The sequence below is a fragment of the Angustibacter aerolatus genome, from assembly GCF_054776675.1.
Genome location: NZ_BAAHBM010000019.1, coordinates 1 through 21,254, shown reverse-complemented (window position 1 = coordinate 21,254; position 21,254 = coordinate 1). Strand labels below are relative to the sequence as shown.

The following is a 21,254-nucleotide window of genomic DNA, read 5'->3' as shown; positions in this document are numbered from 1 at the left end:
TCAGCCCGCTGCGCACGTGCTCGTGCGCGGCGGGACGGCGGCACGCTCTAGGGTCGCAGGCATGACGCAGCCGACCACCGACCTGGCCGACCCCGCGACCGACCCGTTCGAGGTCGCCGCCGCCGCGGCCGCCCGGCTCGCCGAGCTGACCGGCGCGCCGCGGCACGACGTGGCGCTGGTGCTCGGCTCGGGCTGGGGACCGGCCGCCGAGCTGCTGGGCGAGACGCTGGCCGAGGTGCCGGCCGCCGAGCTGCCCGGGTTCCGGCCGTCCGCCGTGGCGGGGCACAGCAGCACGCTGCGCTCGGTGCGCATCGGCGACTCCGACCGCCGGGCCCTGGTGCTCGGCAGCCGCACCCACCTGTACGAGGGGCGCGGCGTGCGGGCGGTCGTGCACGGCGTCCGGACGGCGGCCGCGGCCGGCTGCTCGACGGTCGTGCTGACCAACGGCTGCGGGGGCCTCGACCCGTCGTGGACGCCCGGCACGCCGGTGCTGATCAGCGACCACCTGAACCTCACCGCGACCTCCCCGCTCGAGGGCGCCACCTTCGTCGACCTCACCGACCTGTACTCGACCCGGCTGCGCGCGCTCTGCCACGACGTCGAGCCGGGCCTGGCCGAGGGCGTCTACGCGCAGTTCCCCGGCCCGCACTACGAGACGCCCGCCGAGGTGCGGATGGCGGGCGTGCTCGGTGCCTCGCTGGTCGGCATGTCGACCGCGCTCGAGGCGATCGCCGCGCGGCAGGCGGGCCTGGAGGTGCTCGGCGTCTCGCTCGTGACGAACCTCGCGGCCGGCATCGGCGGCGAGCCGCTCGACCACGCCGAGGTGCTCGCCGCCGGGCAGGCCGCCGCCGAGCGCTGCGGCCGGATGCTCGCCGAGGTCGTCCGCCGCCTCTGAACCCGCCGTCCCCTGGTGCCGAGATGCGAGCAGTGGTTGGCGCAGGCCCCGCCGGAGCAACCACGACTCGCATCTCGGCGGGAGGGTGCCGCGGGCGATGGCCTAGGGTGCTCGGGTGTCTGCGCCGCTGCTGACCTCTGCCCGCGCCTGGCTGGAGGGTGACCCGGACGACGTCACCCGGGCCGAGCTGCAGGGGGTGATCGAGCGCGCCGAGTCCGGGGACGAGCACGCGCTGGCCGACCTGGCCGACCGCCTCGACGGCACCCTCGAGTTCGGCACCGCGGGGCTGCGCGGGCAGATCGGCGCGGGGTCGAACCGGATGAACCGCGCGGTGGTGATCCGCGCGGCCGCCGGCCTGACCGCGTACCTGGCCGAGCGCCAGCCGCAGCCGACCGTGGTGATCGGGTACGACGCGCGGCACCGCAGCGACGACTTCGCCCGCGACACCGCCGCCGTGGTCGTGGCGGCCGGGGGCCGGGCGCTGCTGCTGCCCCGCGCGCTGCCGACGCCGGTGCTGGCCTTCGCCGTCCGGCACCTCGGCGCCGACGCGGGCGTCATGGTCACCGCGAGCCACAACCCGCCGCAGGACAACGGGTACAAGGTCTACCTCGGCGACGGCAGCCAGATCGTGCCGCCCGCCGACCACGACATCGCGGCGCAGATCGACGCCGTGCCGCCGGCCGCGCAGGTCGCCCGGGCCGACGACGGCTGGCAGGTGCTGGGCGACGACGTGCTCGACGCCTACCTCGACGCGGCGGCCGCCGTGGTGTCGCCCGACGCGCCGCGCGAGCTGTCGGTCGTGCACACCCCGCTGCACGGCGTCGGGCGCGACGTCCTCGTGGAGGCGTTGCGCCGCAGCGGTTTCAGCGCGCCGTACGTCGTGCCGAGCCAGGCCGAGCCCGACCCCGACTTCCCGACCGTCGCGTTCCCGAACCCCGAGGAGCCCGGCGCGATGGACGCCGCGCTCGACGCCGCCCGCGAGCGCGGCGCCGACGTGGTCCTGGCCAACGACCCGGACGCTGACCGGTGCGCGGTCGCGGTGCCCGACCCGCAGGCGGACGGCGGGTGGCGGGTGCTGCGCGGCGACGAGGTCGGCGTGCTGCTCGGCGCCCACGTGGTCGAGCGCGGCGTCGGCCCGCACGACGTGCTGGCCTGCTCGATCGTGTCGAGCCGGTGGCTGGCCGCGGTGGCGGCGGCGCACGGCGTGCGGCACGTCGAGACGCTCACCGGGTTCAAGTGGATCGCGCGGGTGCCGGGGCTGCGGTACGGCTACGAGGAGGCGCTCGGCTACTGCGTCGACCCCGGCCGCGTGCGCGACAAGGACGGCGTGAGCGCGGCGCTGCTGGTGGCCGAGCTCGCCGCGACGCTGAAGGCGCAGGGCCGCACGCTGCTCGACCGCCTCGACGAGCTGGCCACGGCGCACGGCGTGCACGCCACCGACCAGTACGCGGTGCGCGTCGCCGACCTCGCGCTCATCGCGGGCGCGATGCAGCGGCTGCGGGCCACCCCGCCGTCCGAGCTGGGCGGCTCGGCGGTCGAGCGCACCGACGACCTGACCCGCGGCGACGGCGACCTGCCACCGACCGACGGGCTGCGCTACCACCTCGCCGACGGAAGCCGGGTGATCGTGCGGCCGAGCGGCACCGAGCCGAAGCTGAAGTGCTACCTCGAGGTCGTCGAGCCGGTCGACGACGATCTGCAGCACTCCAGGAGCGTTGCGGCACAGCGACTCCAGGCACTGAAGGCGTCGGTGCGCGAGGCCGTGGGGCTCGAGTGACCGGCGTCGTGGTGGTCGGCAGCCTGTCGGCCGACGTGACGGCGTTCGCCCCGCGGCTGCCCGGGCCCGGCGAGACCGTGCTGGGCAGCACCTTCTCGATGGTGCTCGGCGGCAAGGGCGCGAACCAGGCGGTCGCGGCGGCGCGCGCCGGTGCGGTCACCGCGATGGTCGGCTGCGTCGGCGACGACCTGTTCCGCGACCTCGTGGTCGACGGGCTGCGCGCCGAGGGCGTCGGCACCGACCACCTGCGCACCGTGTCAGGCCCCACCGGCATCGCGCACATCCGGGTCGACGCCGCGGGCCAGAACGACATCGTCGTCGTGCCGCTGGCCAACGCCGAGCTGACGACGGACGCCGCGGAGAAGGCGCTGCGGGCGCTGGCACCGGGCGCCGCCGTGCTGCTGCTGCAGCTCGAGGTCCCGCTCGAGACCGCCGTGCACGCCGCACGGGTGGGCCACGAGCTCGGGCTCACGGTCGTGCTCGACCCCGCGCCCGCCGCCGAGCTCGACCACGCGGTCTGGGCGCACGTCGACGTCGTCACCCCGAACGAGACCGAGGCCCGACGCATCACCGGGTGCACCGACGTCGCGGACGCCGGCCGCTGGTTCGTCGAGCGCGGCGCGCGGACCGCCGTGGTCACCGTCGGCGGCGACGGCGCGGTCGTCGTCGACGCCCGGTGCACCCGCCGGCTGGCCACCCACCCGGTGACGCCCGTCGACACCACGGCCGCGGGTGACGCCGTCGCCGGGCACCTCGGAGCGGCGCTGGCCGCCGGCGCGGGGCTCGACGACGCGCTGCGCCGGGCGCTGGCCGCGGGCGCCCTCGCGGTCACGGTCGCCGGAGCGAGCCCGAGCCTGCCCACCGCGGCCGCCGTCGACGCGCTGCTCGGCGACGACCACCCGGCGCACGAGGGATAGTGGAGCCATGAGCACAGTCACCGAGCACGCGTCCGTGCTCGACGTCGTCGGCGGCAGCGAGCTGACCGACGCCGGCCTGCGGCGGTTCCTGCACGGCCTGCCCGGCGTCGACCAGGTCGGCCTCGAGTCGCGGGCCGCCGGCCTGCGCACGCGGTCGGTCAAGACGACGTCGAAGGCGTGGGCGATCGACACGGCGATCTCGATGGTCGACCTCACCACGCTCGAGGGCGCCGACACCCCCGGCAAGGTGCGGGCGCTGTGCGCGAAGGCGGCGCACCCCGACCCGTCCGACCCGTCGACGCCCACGGTGGCCGCGGTCTGCGTCTACAACGACCTCGCGTCGATCGCCGTGGAGGCGCTGCGCGGCACCGGCATCCACGTCGCCGCGGTGGCCACGGCGTTCCCGTCCGGCCGGGCCACGCTGCCGGTCAAGCTCGCCGACGTCCGCGACGCGGTCGAGGGCGGGGCCGACGAGATCGACATGGTCATCGACCGCGGGGCGTTCCTGTCGGGCCGCTACCTGCAGGTGCACGACGAGATCGTCGCCGTGAAGCAGGTGTGCGGCGACGCGCACCTCAAGGTGATCCTGGAGACCGGCGAGCTGCCGCGGTACGACGACGTGCGGCGCGCGTCGTGGCTCGCGATGCTCGCGGGCGCCGACTTCATCAAGACCAGCACCGGCAAGGTGCAGCCCGCCGCCACGCTCCCGCTCGTGACGCTGATGCTCGAGGCGGTGCGCGACTTCCGCGAGGCCACCGGACGCCAGGTGGGTGTGAAGCCCGCCGGCGGCATCCGCACCAGCAAGGACGCCATCAGCCACCTGGTCGTGGTGAGCGAGGTGGCCGGCGACGACTGGCTCGACCCGGACTGGTTCCGGTTCGGGGCGTCGACCCTGCTGAACGACCTGCTGCTGCAGCGCCAGAAGCTCGCCACCGGTCGCTACAGCGGCCCCGACTACGTGACGGTGGACTGATCACCATGGGCAAGCTCGAGTACGCACCGGCGCCCGAGTCGCGCTCGGTCGTCGACATCCGCCCGTCGTACGGCCTGTTCGTCGACGGCGCGTTCGTCGACCCGGCGTCCGGCTCGTCGTTCAAGACGGTCAGCCCCGCGACGGAGGAGGTGCTGGCCGAGGTCGCCGAGGGCGGTGCCGAGGACGTCGACCGCGCCGTCCGCGCCGCCCGCCGGGCCTACGAGCAGGTCTGGTCGAGGTTGTCGGGCATCGAGCGTTCGAAGTACCTCTTCCGCATCGCGCGCATCCTGCAGGAGCGGGCGCGCGAGCTGGCGGTGCTCGAGACCCTCGACAACGGCAAGCCGATCAAGGAGAGCCGCGACGTCGACGTCCCGCTCGCCGCGCAGTGGTTCTTCCACCACGCCGGGTGGGCCGACAAGCTCGAGCACGCCGGCTACGGCGCCGACCCGAAGCCGGTCGGTGTCGTCGGTCAGGTGATCCCCTGGAACTTCCCGCTGCTCATGCTGGCCTGGAAGGTCGCGCCGGCGCTGGCCTGCGGCAACACGGTGGTGCTGAAGCCCGCCGAGACGACCCCGCTGAGCGCGCTGCTGTTCGCCGAGATCTGCCAGCAGGCCGAGCTGCCGCCCGGCGTGGTCAACGTCGTCACCGGCGCGGGCGCCACGGGGCAGGCGCTCGTCGAGCACCCCGACGTCGACAAGATCGCGTTCACCGGCTCGACCGCGGTCGGCAAGCAGATCGCCCGCGCGGTCGCCGGCACCCGCAAGCGCGTGACGCTCGAGCTGGGCGGCAAGGGCGCGAACATCGTGTACGACGACGCGCCGGTCGACCAGGCCGTCGAGGGCATCGTCACCGGCATCTTCTTCAACCAGGGGCACGTGTGCTGCGCGGGCTCGCGACTGCTGGTGCAGGAGAACGTGGCCGACGAGGTGGTCGAGCGGCTGCAGCGCCGCCTCGGCACGCTGCGCGTCGGCGACCCGCTCGACAAGAACACCGACGTCGGCGCCATCAACTCCGCCGAGCAGCTGGCCCGGATCACCGAGCTGGTCGACGCCGGCGAGGCCGAGGGTGCCACCCGCTGGTCGCCGGCCTGCGAGCTGCCGACGTCGGGCTACTGGTTCGCGCCGACCGTCTTCACCGGCGTCTCGAGCACGCACCGCATCGCCCGCGAGGAGGTGTTCGGCCCGGTGCTGTCGGTGCTGACCTTCCGCACGCCGGAGGAGGCGGTCTCGAAGGCCAACAACACGCAGTACGGGCTGAGCGCGGGCGTCTGGTCGGACAAGGGCTCGCGCGTGCTGTGGACCGCCGACCGGCTGCGCGCCGGCGTGGTGTGGGCCAACACGTTCAACAAGTTCGACCCGGCCTCGCCGTTCGGCGGCTACAAGGAGTCGGGACACGGCCGCGAGGGCGGCCGCCACGGGCTGGAGGCCTACCTTGCCCACTGAGCAGGCACCGCGGCTCGAGGTGCGCAAGACCTACAAGCTGTACGTGGGTGGCGCGTTCCCGCGCAGCGAGTCGGGTCGCTCGTACCCGGTGACCGACGCGCAGGGCGGGTTCCTCGCGAACGCGGCCATGGCCTCGCGCAAGGACGCGCGCGACGCCGTCGTCGCTGCCCGTGCGGCACAGGCGAAGTGGGCGTCGGCGACGGCGTACAACCGCGGCCAGGTGCTCTACCGGGTGGCCGAGGTGCTGGAGGGCCGGCGCGCGCAGTTCGTCGACGAGGTGCGGCGCGGCGAGGGGCTGTCGGCGGCGCAGGCGGACGCCGTCGTCGACGCGGCCGTCGACCGCTGGGTCTGGTACGCCGGGTGGACCGACAAGGTGGCGCAGGTGCTCGGTGGCCTGAACCCGGTGGCCGGGCCGTTCTTCGACATCAGCGTGCCCGAGCCGACGGGCGTGGTGGCGGTGCTCGCGCCGCAGCGCTCCTCGCTGCTCGGCCTGGTCTCGGTGGTGGCGCCGGCGCTCGTCACCGGCAACAGCGTCGTGGTGCTGGCCAGCGAGCACCGCCCGCTGCCCGCCGTCACGCTCGGCGAGGTGCTCGCGACGTCCGACGTGCCGGGCGGCGTCGTCAACGTGCTGACCGGCCGCACCGCCGAGGTGGCGCCCTGGCTGGCCTCGCACATGGACGTGAACGCCATCGACCTGGCCGGCACCGCCGGCGCGGACGGCGTCGAGTGCGCCGACCTCGAGGTCGCCGCCGCCGACAACCTCAAGCGGGTGCTGCGCCCCGGCGACGCCGGCGGCGACGGGCCCGACTGGCTGGTGACGCCGGGTCTGGAGCGGATCCGAGCCTTCGTCGAGACGAAGACCGTGTGGCACCCGAAGGGCACGTGAGCGACGACGCCGCCGCCGTCCGGGCGTTCGTGCTGCGGCTGGCCCGGGCCGAGGCCACCTCGGTGGTCGACGTGCCGGGCGGCATCGGGGTGCGGCACGCGCTCTACCCGGCCTCGTACGAGCACAACCGCCTGCTGCTGCACGAGCCGCTGCCGTCGTCGCAGGCGCTCGCGGCGGCCGACGACGTGCTCGGCGCGGCCGGGCTCCCCCACCGGCGGGTCGACTGGCTCGGCGACGGGCCGCCCGACGTCGGCGCCGACGGGCTCGAGTGGTCGCGGTCGGTGACGATGCGGCTGGGTGACGGCCCGCCGCTGCCCACCGGCGACGCGCGGGAGGTGCCGTTCGCGACGGTGCGCCCGTCGGTGCGCGAGGGCTGGCTGCGCGACCTGCCGGACCTGTCGCCGGACGCCGCCGACCAGCTGACCGACCGCCGGCTGGTGACGGCCGTCGCGTGCGACCTGTCGTGGCACGCGGTCGTCGAGCAGGGGCGCGTGGTCTCGTCGTGCGACCTGCGGCTGCTGCGGGTCGACGGCACGCTGCTCGGCCAGGTCGAGGACGTCGTCACCGAGCCGGCCGCCCGTGGCCGCGGCCTGGCGCGGGCGGTCGTGGGCCATGCGGTCGAGACGGCGCGCGCCGCCGGGGCGGCGTTCACCTGGCTGGAGGCCGACCGCGACGACTTCCCCCGCGCGCTCTACCGGCGGCTGGGGTTCGAGGAGATCGGCGCGGTCACGACCGCGACCCGCCCGACCTGAACCACGACCGGGCGCCTACCAGCGCAGGCCGGCGGCGGTCAGCCCCGCCTCGACCTCGAGCCGCGCGACGCCGTCGAGCGGCGGCGGGCCAGGCTCGTCGAGCCCGAGCACCAGGCAGGCCTCGGCCAGCAGCCCGTCGTACGCGAGCCGCGCCGCGAGCAGCCGTGCGTAGATCGCGGGGGTGCGGGTGTCGCAGACGCACAGCCGGCCCATCTCGGCGTCGAGCGCGTGCAGCCGCACGACGACCCGCTCGAGCGGCTGGTGCCGGGGCGGCGGCGGGGGCAGGCGACGGGCCCCGAGCGCCCCGGCGAGCGCCACGACGGCGCGCCGCAGGGACTCCCCGCGGCCGGCGTCGTCGCCCATGTCATCAGGATGCGCCGTCCGGGCCTGCCGCACCACCCGCGCGGTCTGCGAGAATCGTCGTCTGTGAGCGACGCACTGCGGCACCGAGCCCGGCCCCTGTCCGTCGACGGGCTGTCGGTGGCACCCGCACCGGCTGCGCGGGTCGTGGTGCTGGCCGGTCCGTCGGGCAGCGGCAAGTCGCACCTCGCCGCCCGGCTGGGGCTGCCGGTGCTGCGGCTCGACGACTTCTACCGCGACGGCGACGACCCGGCCCTGCCCCGCGCCTTCGGCATCGTCGACTGGGACGACCCGGCCTCGTGGGACCGCGACCGCGCGGTCGCCACGATGGTGCGGCTGTGCACGGACGGCGCCGCCGACGTGCCCGAGTACGACATCCCCACCTCGCGCGTCACCGGGCACGGCCGGCTCGAGCTGCAGGGCGCACCGCTGGTCGTCGCCGAGGGCATCTTCGCCGCCGAGGCGGTGCCGGCCCTCAGCGAGGCCGGGGTGCTCGCCGACGCGCTGTGCCTGACCCACCGGCCCGTGGTGACGTTCGCCCGCCGGCTGGCCCGCGACCTGCACGAGCACCGCAAGCCGCCGCTCACCCTCGTGCGCCGCGGGCTGGGCCTGCTGCGCGCCGAGCCGCGCGTCGTCGCCCGGCAGGTCTCGCTCGGCGCCGTCCCCTGCACGCCGCGCGAGGCGCTCGCCCGCATCCGGGCCCTCGCCGCGGTCTGAGCGGGCGGACGCTGCTACCGGCGTCCGCGGCGGCGTCCGCTGCCCGCGCCGTCGCCACCCGAGACGCGCTGCACGAACGCGTAGACCAGCGGCAGCGCCAGGAACGGGCCCGGTGAGTGGTTCGTGACCAGGGCGACGGCCGTGCCACCCAGTGCGACCACCGCCAGCCCCACCAGGACGGCGACCCGCACCAGCAACGGACGGCGGGTGCGCAGCCACCATCGTGCGCGGTCGCGGCGGCCGTGCCCCTCCGGCTGCGGCACCTCGCGCTCGTCACGAGGGTCGGCCAGCACGACGAGCCCGGGCGGCGTGCCGGCGTCGAACGCGCGGACAGCGTCCTCGCCCTGCCGCAGCAGCGACGGCTCCAGCCGAACGTCGTACCCGTCGGCCCGCACCACCCGGCGTCCGCCGTCGGGGTACCGCAGCACCGCCGCCGCCTCCGACAGCACCGCCGCCACGTGCCCGCCGCCCGGCTCCAGCATCGCCAGGTACCCGTCGCCGACCCGCACCAGCGAGGTGTCCAGCGGCGCGTCGACCATGACGTGGTCGCGACCACCGAGCAGCGGGCCCGGGTCCATCCAGAGCCGGCGCACCCTGGCCGACGGGTCGTCGCGCTCCGGACCGTCGGGCGCGCCGACGAGGAGCGAGAGCGACACCTCGGTCGCGAGGGAACGCAGGTCGGCCTGCGTGACGGCGAGCACCTCCTCGGCGAGCTCGTCGACCTCGGTCGTCGTGCCGTCGAGCAGGTGCTGCTCGGCGCTGGCCCAGGCCTGCCACGCCAGCGTCTCGGGACGGCGCATCTCGCGCACGGTGGCGTCGAGGTCGTCGGCCAGCTCGGGGTCCTCGTGGTCGGCGAGGCAGGCCTGCGCCACCAGGTCGGCCAGCCGCTCGACCAGTCCGTCGCGCCCTTCCGGCAGCACGTCACCGGACCACGTCAGGGTGGCGCGCTCGGCGGACACCGGGTCGTACGACCCCTGCACGTGGTACGTGCTGGCCGTCCGGCCGCGCAGGTCGCCCTGCAGGGCGCGCTGCAGCGAACGCAGGAACACCAGGGCCGCGCTGCTGCGGGCGACCAGGCCGGACAGGCTCACCGACGCGGAGGGCCCCGGGAACCACCCGGGCAGCTGCTGCGGGCAGGGCACCGCCTCGGGCACCGGCCGTCGCGGGCCGTCGGGCAGCCGCAGGCGCAGCCCGCCAGGTGGCGGGCCCGACAGCGCCAGCGCGACGTCGCCGCGCGTGAACACCGCGCGTGCGTGCGCCCGCACGTCGTCCGGCGTCACCGCTTGCAGGCCGAGCTCCGTCCACGCCGCGACGCCCGGGCCGGTGGCCCCGAAGCGCCACAGCAGGTGGTCGGCGACCGCCCCCGTGCCGCGCTGCCGGCCCTCGGCGCGCAGGACCGCCGCCTCGTGGTCGAGGTGCTCGAGCCGGGGCTCGGCGAGCCACGCCGCGACGTCGGTGAGCAGCTCGGCCACCTCGTCCGGCTCCCCCATGACGTCGAAGCGGGTGTGCAGCAGCGACACCGACCCGTTCACCGGTCGGCGCACGCTGTCGCGCCCGTGCAGGGCGAGGTGCTCGACGAGGTGGGTGAGGCCGCGGCGCGGCAGCGGCTCGTCGGCCTGCCCGGTGCGGAAGACCAGGCTCGCCCGCAGCGGCCCCTCGGCCGGCACCCAGAAGGTCGGCACGCCGTCGACCTCGTCGCGGCGCAGCGCCGGTCCCCCCGTGACCACGGACGGAGCCTAGGGCCGGCGGGCCGTCCGCGGGCCCGTTCACACCGATCCGCGCCCGACCGCGTCGCCGGAGGCGGGCACGAGCCCGCCACGTCACCCGGTCGGCCGATCGCGTGCTGCTGTGTGACAACCGATGGCTACCCTGTGACTCGTGCGGCCACCCGGCCGGCGACGGCTGACAGGGAGCGTGACGTGCGCGGAGTGCCCAGGCTGCTGTCGGCCGAGGCGTTCCGCGAGCGCGGTCTGGTGCAGCAGACGCGGCTGCTCTTCCTGCTGGGCGGGCTGCTGGCCATCGCCATCACCATGCCCCCGGCGGTGCACGGCAGTGGTGTCGCCGTGGCGGGCGTGCTGCTCGGCGCCGCGGCGGTCGTGACCTGCCAGGTGCTGCGGCACCGGCTCGGTCGTGCCGGCTGGCAGCTCGACGTCGTCGAGGCGCTCGGCACCCTGCTCTTCACGCTGGCCGCGCCGTACCCGCAGGTCGCGTTCGGGTGGGTGTTCCCCGCCGCGTGGCTGCGCGCCCTCTTCGGCACCAACCGGGGCGTCGTCCGGTACGCGCTGCTCGGCGTCGGCGCCCTGACGACGGCCACGCTGACCTGGCACCTGGTGCCCGGCCACGTCGGCCGCACGGCGTTCGGACCGGTGCTCGGCGTGCTGCCGGAGTACCTGCTCATCGTCGCCGTCGCCCGCTACCTCGGGCTCGGCCTGATCGCCCGCGAGCAGTCGCAGCTGCGCGACGCCGCGCTGGTGCGGCTGGGCACCCGGCTGCTCGGCGTCACCGACCGCACGGCAGTGCTCGAGCACGCCTGGCGCACCGCGGCCGAGGTGTGTGCCGCGACCCCCGGGCTGCGCGCCGCGATCGTCGACGCCGACGGCGCTGGGCTCGTGGTCGGCGGGCAGGCCGGTGACGTCGACCTGCCCGAGCGGGTGGCGACGGCGGTGCTGCCCGTCGCGACCGGCTGCGGCGAGCCGGTGCCGCTGCCGGACGTCGCGTGGATGCCGCCGGCGGCGCGCGCGCTGTCGTGGCTGGCGATGGCCGTGCCCGAGCAGGACGAGCGCTGGATGCTGCTCGGCGCGCCGGGGTCGGTCTCCGGTGACGCCGTGGTGGCCGTGCGCTCGATGCTCAACCAGGTCGCGCTCGCCCTGCGCAGCAGCGACCGGCACCGCGACCTCGCGACGCAGGCCCACCAGGACGGCCTCACCGGCCTCACGAACCGCAAGACGTTCGACCAGCTGCTCGGCCAGGCGGTGCGTTCCACCCACTCGCTGAGCCTGCTGTTCCTCGACCTCGACGACTTCAAGCTGGTCAACGACGGCATGGGCCACGCCGCAGGCGACGAGCTGCTGCGTCAGGTGGCCGACCGGCTGCGCGGCGCCGTCCGCAACCACGACGTGTGCGCGCGCCTCGGCGGCGACGAGTTCGCCGTCCTGCTCGTCGAGTCGACCGAAGCCGGCGCCGCGCACAAGGCCGAGCGCCTGGTGCGGTTGCTGTCGAGCCCCGTGCAGCTGCCCGGCGGTCAGGCCCGCGTCGGGGTGAGCGTCGGCGTGGCCCACTGGACCGAGGGCGTCGACGCCGACGCCCTGATGCACCGCGCGGACGCCGCGATGTACGCCGCGAAGGCGCAGGGCAAGAACCGCGTGCAGGTGTTCACGACCGAGCTGCCCAGCAGCGAGCAGCAGGCGGCGTTCGAGCAGTCGGTGGTCGAGGCGGTCGAGACCGACGCCGTGCAGGTGCTCTTCCAGCCGGTGCTGAGCGCCGACGGGCGCTGCAGCGCGGTCGAGAGCGTGCTGCGCTGGCAGCACCCCACCCGCGGTCCGCTCGAGGCGTCGGCGTTCCTGCCCGTCGTCGACCAGGTCGGCCTCGGGCACCGGCTGCTGACGCTCGTGCTGCGCACGGCGGGCGGCCTCGCGCAGGAGCACCTGCGCCGCACCGGACGTCGCGTCGCGGTGCACGTGCCGCTGACCGCGGGCCAGCTGACCGACCCGCGCTGCGTCGACCTCGTGCGCGACGCCGTCGCCGACCACGACCTCGAGCCGCGCCAGCTGGTGCTCGAGGTCACCGAGTCCGCCGTCACCGACCGGCCCACCGTGCTCGAGACGCTGCAGGCGCTGCGTGCCGCCGGCGCCGGCCTGGCCCTCGACGAGTTCGGCGCCGGCTACGCCGCCCTGGCCACCCTGCAGTCGCTGCCCGTCGACCTGCTGAAGGTCGACCGCTCCTTCGTCGACGGCTGCCCCGACAGCGTCACCGACCGCTCGATCGTCGCCGCCATGACCGGCATCGCCCGCCAGCTCGGCCTCGCCACCGTCGCCGAGGGCGTCGAGCGCGTCGAGCAGCTCGCCTTCCTGCACGACGTCGGCGTCGACGCCAGCGAGGGTCCGCTGCACCGCCGCCCCACCCCCGCCGACGACGCCCTCGACTGGCTCGACGACCACGCGGCCGCCGCGCTGCTCGACGGCGTGCGCTGACGCTCAGCGGGAGCCGGCTGCCCCGTGGCTCAGCTCGCGGACCGTCCCGCGCAGGGCGCGCAGGGTGACGCCGCCGTCGGCGAGGCCGAAGCGGACGAGGCTCTGGAACATCTCGTCGTCGTCGGCCGCGGCGCGCACGCCGGCGTCGAGCACCGACGGCCAGCGGTTGAGGCGGTGCATGAGGGCGGCGTCGCGCAGGTGCCGGCCGAGCCGCACCTTCAGGGCACGGCGGTAGGTCGTGCCCGGGTCGCCAGGCATCGTGGCGGCGCGGCCGGCGAGCGCGCCCGAGATGACGGCGTACGAGATGCCTTCGCCGCTGAGTGGGTTCACCAGGCCGAGGGCGTCGCCGACGAGCAGCACCCGACCGTCGCGCACCGCGGCACGGCCCGGCGAGAGCGGCAGATGGGCGGCGCGCAGACCCTCGATCGGGCCGAGGTCGGGCAGCAGGCGGTCCAGACCGACGAGCAGCTCGGCGCGCGACAACGGCGGGCCCTGCAGCAGCTGCCCGTACCCGACGTTCGCCCGGCCGTCACCGATGGGGAACGTCCACGCGTACGCCGGCCAGTGCGCGTCGGTCATCACGATGACCTGGGTGCCCGGCCACTGCGGCGAGGCGGCCGCGTAGCCGCGGATCGCGATCGCCGTCCGGGTGGCCTGCTGGTGCGGGCGGTCGACCAGTCGCCGCACCACCGACTCCGCGCCGTCCGCGCCGATCACGACGCTCGCCCGCAGCGTCCCGTCGAGGGTCACGCCGTCGGCGTCCGCCACGAGCGAGCGCACCCGGTGCTGCCGCAGCTCGGCGCCCAGCCGCACCGCCTCCCCCACCAGCCGGGCGTCGAGCACCTCGCGCGGGATCACGTGCACCGACCGGTGCATGCGGCCGTCGACCACCGAGCCACCGGGCGAGGTGAGCCGGATGCGGTGCAGCACGGGGTATCCGGCCGTCACGGCCCGGACGTCGACCCCGAGCGCCGCGAGCTGGTCGAGGCCCTCGGCGGCGATGCCGTCACCGCACGACTTGTCGCGCGGAAACGCATGGCGGTCGAGCAGCACCACCGACGCGCCGGCCTGCCGGGCCGCGGCCGCAGCGGCCACCCCCGCCGGTCCGGCACCCACGACGGCGACGTCGACCTGCTCCACTACGAGCCGCCGAGCGCGCGGTAGCCCGGCTTCACGACGTCCTCGATGAGCGCCAGCCGCTCGTCGAAGCCGATGAACGCGCTCTTCATGGCGTTGACCGTCACCCAGCGCAGGTCGTCGAGCGTCCAGCCGAGCTCGTCGACCAGCAGCTGCATCTCGCGGCTCATCGACGTGCCGCTCATCAGCCGGTTGTCGGTGTTGACGGTGACGCGGAACCCGAGCCGGCGCAGCAGCCCGATCGGGTGCGCCGCGACCGACGGCGCCGCACCGGTCTGCACGTTCGACGAGGGGCACAGCTCGAGCGGGATGCGCTTGTCACGCACGTAGGCCGCGAGCCGCCCCATGGTCACGTCGCGGACGTCGGCTGCGGCGTCCGCCTCGACGTCGGTGCCGTAGGGGCGCGAGCCGACGCGCAGGTCGTCGACGATGCGGACGCCGTGACCCAGCCGGTCGGCGCCGCACCACTGGATCGCCTCCCAGATGCTCGGCAGCCCGAACGCCTCGCCGGCGTGGATGGTGAAGTGCGCGTTCTCCCGGCGCAGGTACTCGAACGCGTCGAGGTGGCGGGTGGGCGGGAAGCCCGCCTCGGCGCCGGCGATGTCGAACCCGACGGCGCCGGCGTCGCGGTAGCGCACCACGAGCCGCGCGATCTCGAGCCCGTTCGCGGCGTGCCGCATGGCCGTCAGCAGGGTGCCCACGCGGATCGGGTGCCCGGCCTCGGCGGCGAGCCGGGTGCCCTCGTCGAGCCCGTGCTGCACCGCCTCGACGACCTCGTCGAGCGCCAGTCCCCCCGCGAGGTGCTGCTCAGGGGCGTACCGCAGCTCGGCGTAGACCACGCCGTCGGCCGCGAGGTCCTGCGCGCACTCGCTCGCCACGCGGGCCAGCGCGTCGGCCGTCTGCATGACGCCGACGGTGTGGTCGAACGTCTCGAGGTAGCGCACCAGCGAGCCGGAGTCGGCGGCCTCGCGGAACCAGGTGCCCAGCTGCTCGGCGTCGTGCGTCGGCAGGCCCTGGTAGCCGCTCGCCTCCGCGAGCTCGATCACCGTGGCCGGTCGCAACCCGCCGTCCAGGTGGTCGTGCAGCAGCACCTTCGGCGCGCGTCGGACGAGGTCGGAGATCACGGGCTGGCTCACGCCGTCGAACATATCGGGAGGCACCGACGACCCACCTGCTGGCAGGCTCCCCGGGTGACCGACCTGCGACTGCGCCCGCTCCGGCTCGACGACGAGGAGGCCGCGCTCGCCGCTCACGCCGAGCTGGCCGCCGACGACTTCAGCTTCCTGCTCGACCACGACCCGAGCGCGCCGTGGGTCGACCACGTCGCGATGCACGAGCGGCTGCGGCGCGGGATCGACCTGCCCGCCGGTCGGGTGCGCGCGGCGTTCCTGCTGGCGTGCGTCGGCGACGAGGTGGTCGGCCGGGTCTCGATCCGCTTCGCGCTGAACGACTGGCTCGAGCAGTTCGGCGGGCACGTCGGGTACGGCGTCCGGCCCGCGCACCGGCGACGCGGGTACGCCGGCGAGATGCTGCGCCAGTCGCTCGTCGTCGCACGATCCGAGGGCGTCGACCGCGTCCTCGTCGTCTGCGACGACGACAACCTCGCGTCCGCCGCCGTCCTCCTGCGCGGCGGCGGCGTCGAGAGCACCCCCACCGTCGACGCGGAGGGCGGACGGCACCGCCGCTTCTGGATCCCGTGACGCCCGCGGCCTGTGGATAACTTTCTCCGTGTGTTGCCGAACTGTTAGGTTCTGTCATCGCGTCGACTTGACGCACGACAAGAAGCACGTGACTTCGTGACGACCAGCAGGGGCAATCCGTGAGCACCACGATCCGACGCGCACTCCGAGCAGGCGCAGTCGCCACCGCCGCCGTCATCTGCGGCGCCACCACGGCCCAGGCCTACACGTTCGCGAGCGAGGGGGCGCCGCTGTCCGTCAGGGACGAAGGCACGCTGCGTGGGCAGTCGTACGGCCACCTGAGCCGTCGGGGATCGAACGCCCTCGTCCTCGACACGAGGGCCCGTGATCTCGTGAAGAAGGATGGCCGCGCCTACTCGCAGGGCAACGCCTATCGCGGTCAGGACGCAGTACGCATCCAGACAGGGCGTCGAAGCGACGGGGGCACGTTCTTCGCCCCCCTGACGAAGACTCAGGACTACCCGACCGTGCTGACGGGCTGGACGGGGTACACCAAGGTCTGTATCGACCGTGACTGGGCACCCGATCCTTGCTCGGGACAGAAGTCCGGCGGCCTCTGACAAGCCGCCGATGGCTCTCGCAGAACTCGAAGGGGCCGGGCTGGCATTCACGGACCTGGCCGTGCGCCGTGGTCGCTGCCCTGTGCTCCGCGGCCTTCGTGCCGACCTCCACCCAGGGGTCACGGCCCTGGTTGGTGTCAACGGCGCCGGGAAGACGACGCTGTTGACGGCCGCAGCCGGCGGGCTTCGGCCGCGCGGTGGGCAGGTGCTGATCAACGGCCTCGACCCTTACGCCTACCGCAGCCGCACTCGCGCGCTGCGTTCTGTGGCACTCATGCCGCAGGCGGCTCGTTTCCCCGGCGGCATGACCGCCACGGAAGTGGTGGAGTACCTCGCCTGGACCCGCGGGGCCGACGGGCGAACGGCACGCACGCAGGCGCGCGAGGCGCTGGGCCAGGTGGGGCTGGCACCCCGGGCCCGAGACAAGGTGCGTTCGCTGTCCGGTGGCATGGTGCGTCGGCTCGCCCTGGCGCAGGCGGTGGCCACCCGGCCGTCGGTGCTGCTGCTCGACGAGCCGAGCACCGGCCTCGACCCGCGGCAGCGCCGCACGATGGTCGAGCTGCTCTCACGGCTCGATGGGACGGTGCTGCTCAGCAGCCACGTGCTCGAGGACGTCGTCGACCTCGCTGACCGCGTGCTGGTCCTGCACGACGGTGCGTTCGTGTTCGACGGGACCCTGACGGAGCTGGCCGAGCTGGCTCCATCGGACGTCGTGCAGGCGCGACGGCTGGAGGCCGGCTTGCTCCGCCTCGTCGACGGAGAGGAGACGCGATGACCGCGCTCAGCATCTGGATGCGACGGTGCACCGCCGCGAGGGCGTTCCCCGCCCTGGTCGCGTTCGCGCTCGTCGTGGTCTACAGCCGCGGCGGCTGGCAGTACGAGTGGGGCTGGGGGCTGGAGCGTGCCGGCTCTGCCGCAGGGCTGCTCGCTGTCGTCGCCGCCGGGCTCGCCGCGCACGACCGGGCCCGGCTCGCGCACCCGACGCTCACGTCGCTGGCTGCCGCTGCGCCCCGAGGTCAACGGGGCCTGCTCGCGTCGGCCGCGAGCACCTGGATCGTGCACGTGTGCGCCTGGTTGGTCGCCGTCCTCGTGGTCGCCGTCCGGGTCTTGGGACACGCACCCGGCGGTGCACCCGACCCGCTCGAGCTGGTGCAGCCCCCCGTCGCCCTGGCGGCGGGCACCGCGCTCGGCACCATGGTCGGGGCACTGCTGCCGAACCTCGCCGCCGGGCCGGTCGCCACGATCGCCACGTACCTGCTCGCCCTGTTCGGTCTCGGCAACGGCCCCGACCTGTTCCGCCCGGGCGACGCGGTGGGCACCCTGATCGGCTTGCGCCCCGACCCCGTGCTCGTCATCGGTGCGGTCGTCGTGCACATGGCCCTCGCGCTCGCCAGCCTGTCGGTCGCGGTAGCCGGGACATCGGTGGTCACCTGGCCGCGTGCAGTGGCGGTGGTGACGGCCCTGGTCCTGGTCGTCGCGGGCGTCGCACAGGACCGCCAAGGTGATCGTGAGGCGTACGTCGACGCCGGGTGGGGCACGACCTGCACAGGCACCAGCGTGGTGGTCTGCGGGCCGACGGACGGCGGAACCGTGCTCCGACTGACCCAGCGCAGTCTCGCTGACGCGATCGATCGACTGGGACCGAGCGGCATCGCGTGGCAGATGCGGTACCGCTACGAGGACGGAGCCGTCGACCCGACAGGTAGTGGCGTCGTCGAGGTGTCTCCTGAGACCTTCGTGGACGAACGCCTCTCGGCCGACGAGATCGGGCTCGCGCTCGGGCGGCCGAGGATGTGCGCCGGCTTCGGCGACCCCGGCGACGAGGCGCTGCTGAACGACGTCTCACGCGTCATGGACTGGGTCACGCACGTGCTGGACGCGCCGGTGGTCCCGCCAGCACCGGCGGAGGTGAAGGCGGCGTACGCAGCGCTGTCGACCTGTCCCCTCGCGACGGCTGGCGCACAGCCATGAAGGCTCGGCTGGTGGCGCACCGCTGGCCCCTCGCAGCCGCGTCGGCCGCCGCTGTGGCGCTGGCGACCTGGCTCGGGCGGCAGGACGCGATCTCTGTCCCGCTGGTGCAGGACCGGGTGCCGGTGCCGCTGCTGACCACCCTCGTGTCCGCGGTCGTGGTGCTGACCCCGTACGCGGCGTTCCCCGACCTCGAGCCGACGCTGCCGCGGGAGCACGGCCTGCGCGTGGTGCGCGTGCTCGGCGGCACCGCACTCGGCGTCGTCACCCTGCTGCCGACCCTGACCGGCGTCGGCGAGCCGATCGGACCGCTGCTGCGCCTGCTGCTCGTGCTCACGACCATCGGCCTGCTGAGCGTCGCCGCGTTCGGCGACCTCGGCTGGAGCATCCCACTGCTCGCCGGACTGGCGGCCCTGATGTCCGACAACGGCCCGGCACAGCCGGTCACGAGCCGCCTGGTGCAGGCACCGTGGTGGCTGCTGCTGCTCGGGTGGCTCGTGGCCGCCACGGTGCTGGTGCTCCGCGGGCCGCGCGCGCCGACGACCTAGCGGGCGGTGCGGGGTGCTCCTGGGTTGATGCAGCACACGGGCCCCGCACCGCAGCGGCCGTCGCGCTACGCCTCGCGCGCGAGCAGGCCCGGCTCGAGCTCCTCGATGAGCGCCTCGGTCTCCGACTCCAGCGGGACGTCGAGGTCGGCGAGCACCGAGCGCAGCCGGTGCACCGCCGCGGGCAGCAGCGCGGCGCCGCCGCTCGGGTCGGTGAGGTCGCGGGCGTGCGCCGCGCGCAGTACGTCACGCCAGAGCAGCTGCTCGCGCGGCGCCATGCGCAGCCCCGAGGCGGCGGCGGACTGCGCACCCGCCGGGTCGTCGTCGTGCAGCAGCTCGGCCATCCGGTGCGCCAGCGCCACCACCAGCTCGGGCACGGTCCGCTCGAGGCGGGTGCGCACCACCCAGCTGTAGCGACCCTGCGGCGCCCCGGTGAGCAGCGGTCCGCGCACCACCCGCAGGGCACGACGCAGCAGGTCGGCCTCCTTGGCCGGGTCGCGCTCGTCGCGGGCGCGCAGCGCCAGGGTGCGGACGACGTCCCAGTCGGAGGGCACGTCGCTCGACAGCTGCAGCCGCCCGTCGGGCAGCTCGCGCAGCAGGGCACCGCCGCGCTCGTCGTCGCCCAGCCAGTCGCGCACCCGGGCGACCGTCGCGTCGCGCACGTCCGGCGTCACACCGCGCGGCCAGAGCGCTCCGCCGAGCACCGTGGGGTGCACGCCCTCGCGGTGCACCGCGAGGAACGCGACGACCTCGGTGGCGAGCGGGATCCGCGACGGGTCGAGCGCACCGGTCGCGCGTGCCTGCGGCGCACCGAGCAGGTCGATGCGGTTGGGCGCGGCGAGCCACGTCGCGTCGTCGACCATCGCGTCGACCGGGGGCACCGTGAACCGGGTGCCGGTCGGCACGGGCGCCGCCGGCTCGTCGCGGGCGGCGGTGAGCAGGCTCGCGAGCGCCGAGACGGTCGGCTCGTCGAGGCGGTAGCCCGTGACGCGCAGGTCGAGCGGCGCGATGTCGACGGTGCCGGCCTCGTCGACGTGCAGCCGCCAGGTCGCACCCGGCACCTCCGCCGCGACCAGCACGCCCGAGGCCTGGCGGCCGCCCGCGGTGAGCAGCGGGGCCAGGGCCTCGCGGCCCGGGTCGGTGGCCAGCACCAGCAGCCGGCCGCCCTCGCGCCGGGCGCCACCGGACAGCACGCCGTCGCCGGCGTGCCGCTGCTCGACCGCCTCGGCGAGCGCCGCCGTCACGGCCGCCGCGTCGTCGACCGGCTCGAAGCGCTCGGGTGCGAGGGCCAGGACGTCGGCGGGCAGGCCGTGCACGCCGACGGTGAGGTCGCGCCCCCAGGGGCTGGTCGCCAGCGAGACCGCCATGGCCACGCCGACGTCGGCCACCGTGGCCGGGTCGCCGGTGAGCGTCACCGGGCCGGTCGCAGCGTCGAGCACGAGCATGACGTCACGACCGTCGCCGTCGCGGCCGACGCTGACCAGGCTGGGGAACGGGGCCGGTGTCGACGCGGACGCGGCGTCGGCGGGGTCGAGCTCGGTGGCCCAGCAGTAGCCGTCGCCGACGACCTCCCAGCCGTGGGGTGCGCGGTCGCGGGCCGGTGCGAGCAGCAGCTCGACGCGGGCCGACTCGACGCGGACGGCGAACACGCCGGGCAGCGGCAGGTCCTCGGCCGCGCACGCCTCGGCGAGCCGGCGCAGGGTCGCGTCGACCCCGCGGGCCCGGTCGAGGTCGGCGCCGACCCGCAGCGCGGCCTCGGTGGCCAGCGACTGCTCGTCGTCGACGTCGGTGCCGGGCCGGCGCCGCGAGCGCCACAGCGTCGCCAGCAGCCCGGCCGCCAGCAGGCCGCCACCGGTCAGGCCACCGACTAGCGCGTCGTCCGACGCCGCGGTCGACCCGGCGCTCGATCCGCCGGCCGCCCCGTCGGACGTCGCCGGGCTCGAGTCCTCGAGGTGGAACGCCGCGCCCTGGGCGTGCGCCGCCGCCGCGTCGGCCTCGGCGACCTCGCGCAGCGCGCTGCTCGACCGCGCCTCGTGGTGGACGGCGGCCCGGTGCAGCCCGGTGGCGTCGTCCGGCATGATCAGCTGCCAGCCGGGCTGGATGAGCCGGCTCAGCTCGAGGCGGCGGCCGTCGGGCTGCTCGCGACCCTCGTTCAGCTGGTAGATCTCCTTGTAGCGGCGGCCGTCGCCGAGGTGCCGCTCGGCGATGTCCCAGAGGTTGTCGTGGTACCGGCCGTCCGGCTTCTGCACCGTGTAGACCTTGTGCCCCGCCAGCACCGCGTGCTCGGGGTCGGCGGCGACCGACGCGACGTCCGCGGTGCTCGCTGCGGCGGCCCGCGCCTCGTCGGTCAGCAGCACCCCCGCCCCGCCGCCGGGCAGCACGCTCGGGCTGACCGGCGTCGCCCGCGCCGGGCCGGCGTCGCCGTCGACCGCATC

The 21,254-nt window shown here is 75.5% G+C and carries 19 protein-coding genes; 14 read left to right on the top strand and 5 right to left on the bottom strand.

From position 1 onward, the window contains the following. Positions 1-61: 61 nt before the first annotated feature. The 7 genes from ACYVI6_RS06955 (at position 62) to ACYVI6_RS06925 (ending at position 7,642) form a co-directional block, all read left to right on the top strand. Positions 62-895 (top strand): purine-nucleoside phosphorylase, encoded by an 834-nt coding sequence (locus ACYVI6_RS06955; RefSeq protein WP_460445671.1) that lies wholly within the window; start codon positions 62-64, stop codon positions 893-895. Between the two features lie 115 nt (positions 896-1,010). Beyond that, positions 1,011-2,672, top strand: a complete 1,662-nt coding sequence (locus tag ACYVI6_RS06950) for a phospho-sugar mutase (protein WP_460445670.1) — start codon at positions 1,011-1,013, stop codon at positions 2,670-2,672. Further along, positions 2,669-3,589, top strand: coding sequence for a ribokinase (locus ACYVI6_RS06945; RefSeq protein WP_460445669.1), 921 nt, complete (start codon positions 2,669-2,671; stop codon positions 3,587-3,589). The genes ACYVI6_RS06950 and ACYVI6_RS06945 overlap by 4 nt, the downstream gene beginning before the upstream one ends. Before the next feature lie 7 nt (positions 3,590-3,596). Continuing rightward, on the top strand, positions 3,597-4,562 hold the full coding sequence (deoC, locus tag ACYVI6_RS06940; RefSeq protein ID WP_460445668.1) for a deoxyribose-phosphate aldolase: 966 nt from the start codon (positions 3,597-3,599) through the stop codon (positions 4,560-4,562). Between the two features lie 5 nt (positions 4,563-4,567). Next, positions 4,568-6,004 (top strand): aldehyde dehydrogenase family protein, encoded by a 1,437-nt coding sequence (locus ACYVI6_RS06935; RefSeq protein ID WP_460445667.1) that lies wholly within the window; start codon positions 4,568-4,570, stop codon positions 6,002-6,004. Beyond that, positions 5,994-6,890 (top strand): aldehyde dehydrogenase family protein, encoded by an 897-nt coding sequence (locus tag ACYVI6_RS06930; protein WP_460445666.1) that lies wholly within the window; start codon positions 5,994-5,996, stop codon positions 6,888-6,890. The genes ACYVI6_RS06935 and ACYVI6_RS06930 overlap by 11 nt, the downstream gene beginning before the upstream one ends. Further along, on the top strand, positions 6,887-7,642 hold the full coding sequence (locus ACYVI6_RS06925; RefSeq protein WP_460445665.1) for a GNAT family N-acetyltransferase: 756 nt from the start codon (positions 6,887-6,889) through the stop codon (positions 7,640-7,642). Before ACYVI6_RS06930 ends, ACYVI6_RS06925 begins: the two co-directional genes overlap by 4 nt. A 15-nt stretch (positions 7,643-7,657) precedes the next feature. On the opposite strand, the gene ACYVI6_RS06920 is transcribed toward ACYVI6_RS06925, so the two are convergent. Then, positions 7,658-8,005 (bottom strand): hypothetical protein, encoded by a 348-nt coding sequence (locus ACYVI6_RS06920; protein ID WP_460445664.1) that lies wholly within the window; start codon positions 8,003-8,005, stop codon positions 7,658-7,660. 111 nt (positions 8,006-8,116) lie between these two features. On the opposite strand from ACYVI6_RS06920, the gene ACYVI6_RS06915 reads away from it, so the two are divergent. Beyond that, complete coding sequence (locus ACYVI6_RS06915) at positions 8,117-8,719, top strand: uridine kinase family protein (RefSeq protein ID WP_460445696.1); 603 nt, start codon at positions 8,117-8,119, stop codon at positions 8,717-8,719. A 14-nt stretch (positions 8,720-8,733) separates the two neighbouring features. Here ACYVI6_RS06915 and ACYVI6_RS06910 read toward each other — a convergent pair whose 3' ends face one another. After that, complete coding sequence (locus ACYVI6_RS06910; protein WP_460445663.1) at positions 8,734-10,446, bottom strand: peptidase M16 family protein; 1,713 nt, start codon at positions 10,444-10,446, stop codon at positions 8,734-8,736. 192 nt (positions 10,447-10,638) lie between these two features. On the opposite strand from ACYVI6_RS06910, the gene ACYVI6_RS06905 reads away from it, so the two are divergent. Next, positions 10,639-12,909, top strand: coding sequence for a putative bifunctional diguanylate cyclase/phosphodiesterase (locus tag ACYVI6_RS06905; protein WP_460445662.1), 2,271 nt, complete (start codon positions 10,639-10,641; stop codon positions 12,907-12,909). 3 nt (positions 12,910-12,912) lie between these two features. On the opposite strand, the gene ACYVI6_RS06900 is transcribed toward ACYVI6_RS06905, so the two are convergent. Both ACYVI6_RS06900 and ACYVI6_RS06895 read right to left on the bottom strand, forming a co-directional pair. After that, positions 12,913-14,049, bottom strand: a complete 1,137-nt coding sequence (locus ACYVI6_RS06900; protein ID WP_460445661.1) for an NAD(P)/FAD-dependent oxidoreductase — start codon at positions 14,047-14,049, stop codon at positions 12,913-12,915. Further along, positions 14,049-15,182: an adenosine deaminase gene (locus ACYVI6_RS06895; RefSeq protein WP_460445660.1), complete on the bottom strand. Its 1,134-nt coding sequence runs from the start codon at positions 15,180-15,182 to the stop codon at positions 14,049-14,051. The genes ACYVI6_RS06900 and ACYVI6_RS06895 overlap by 1 nt, the downstream gene beginning before the upstream one ends. A gap of 54 nt (positions 15,183-15,236) precedes the next feature. Here ACYVI6_RS06895 and ACYVI6_RS06890 point away from each other — a divergent pair, with 54 nt between their 5' ends. The 5 genes from ACYVI6_RS06890 (at position 15,237) to ACYVI6_RS06870 (ending at position 18,822) form a co-directional block, all read left to right on the top strand. Next, a complete protein-coding gene (locus ACYVI6_RS06890; protein ID WP_460445659.1) occupies positions 15,237-15,746 on the top strand; it encodes a GNAT family N-acetyltransferase in 510 nt (169 codons plus the stop codon). Between the two features lie 119 nt (positions 15,747-15,865). Continuing rightward, the gene (locus ACYVI6_RS06885; RefSeq protein ID WP_460445658.1) at positions 15,866-16,306 is read left to right on the top strand and encodes a hypothetical protein; all 441 of its coding nucleotides are present in this window, start codon (positions 15,866-15,868) and stop codon (positions 16,304-16,306) included. A 10-nt stretch (positions 16,307-16,316) separates the two neighbouring features. Then, a complete protein-coding gene (locus ACYVI6_RS06880) occupies positions 16,317-17,081 on the top strand; it encodes an ABC transporter ATP-binding protein (protein WP_460445657.1) in 765 nt (254 codons plus the stop codon). Positions 17,082-17,455: 374 nt separating this feature from the next. After that, on the top strand, positions 17,456-18,277 hold the full coding sequence (locus ACYVI6_RS06875) for a hypothetical protein (RefSeq protein ID WP_460445656.1): 822 nt from the start codon (positions 17,456-17,458) through the stop codon (positions 18,275-18,277). Next, a complete protein-coding gene (locus tag ACYVI6_RS06870) occupies positions 18,274-18,822 on the top strand; it encodes a hypothetical protein (RefSeq protein ID WP_460445655.1) in 549 nt (182 codons plus the stop codon). Before ACYVI6_RS06875 ends, ACYVI6_RS06870 begins: the two co-directional genes overlap by 4 nt. Before the next feature lie 65 nt (positions 18,823-18,887). Here ACYVI6_RS06870 and ACYVI6_RS06865 read toward each other — a convergent pair. Continuing rightward, a partial coding sequence (locus ACYVI6_RS06865; protein WP_460445654.1) for a hypothetical protein occupies positions 18,888-21,254 on the bottom strand: 2,367 nt, incomplete at its 5' end.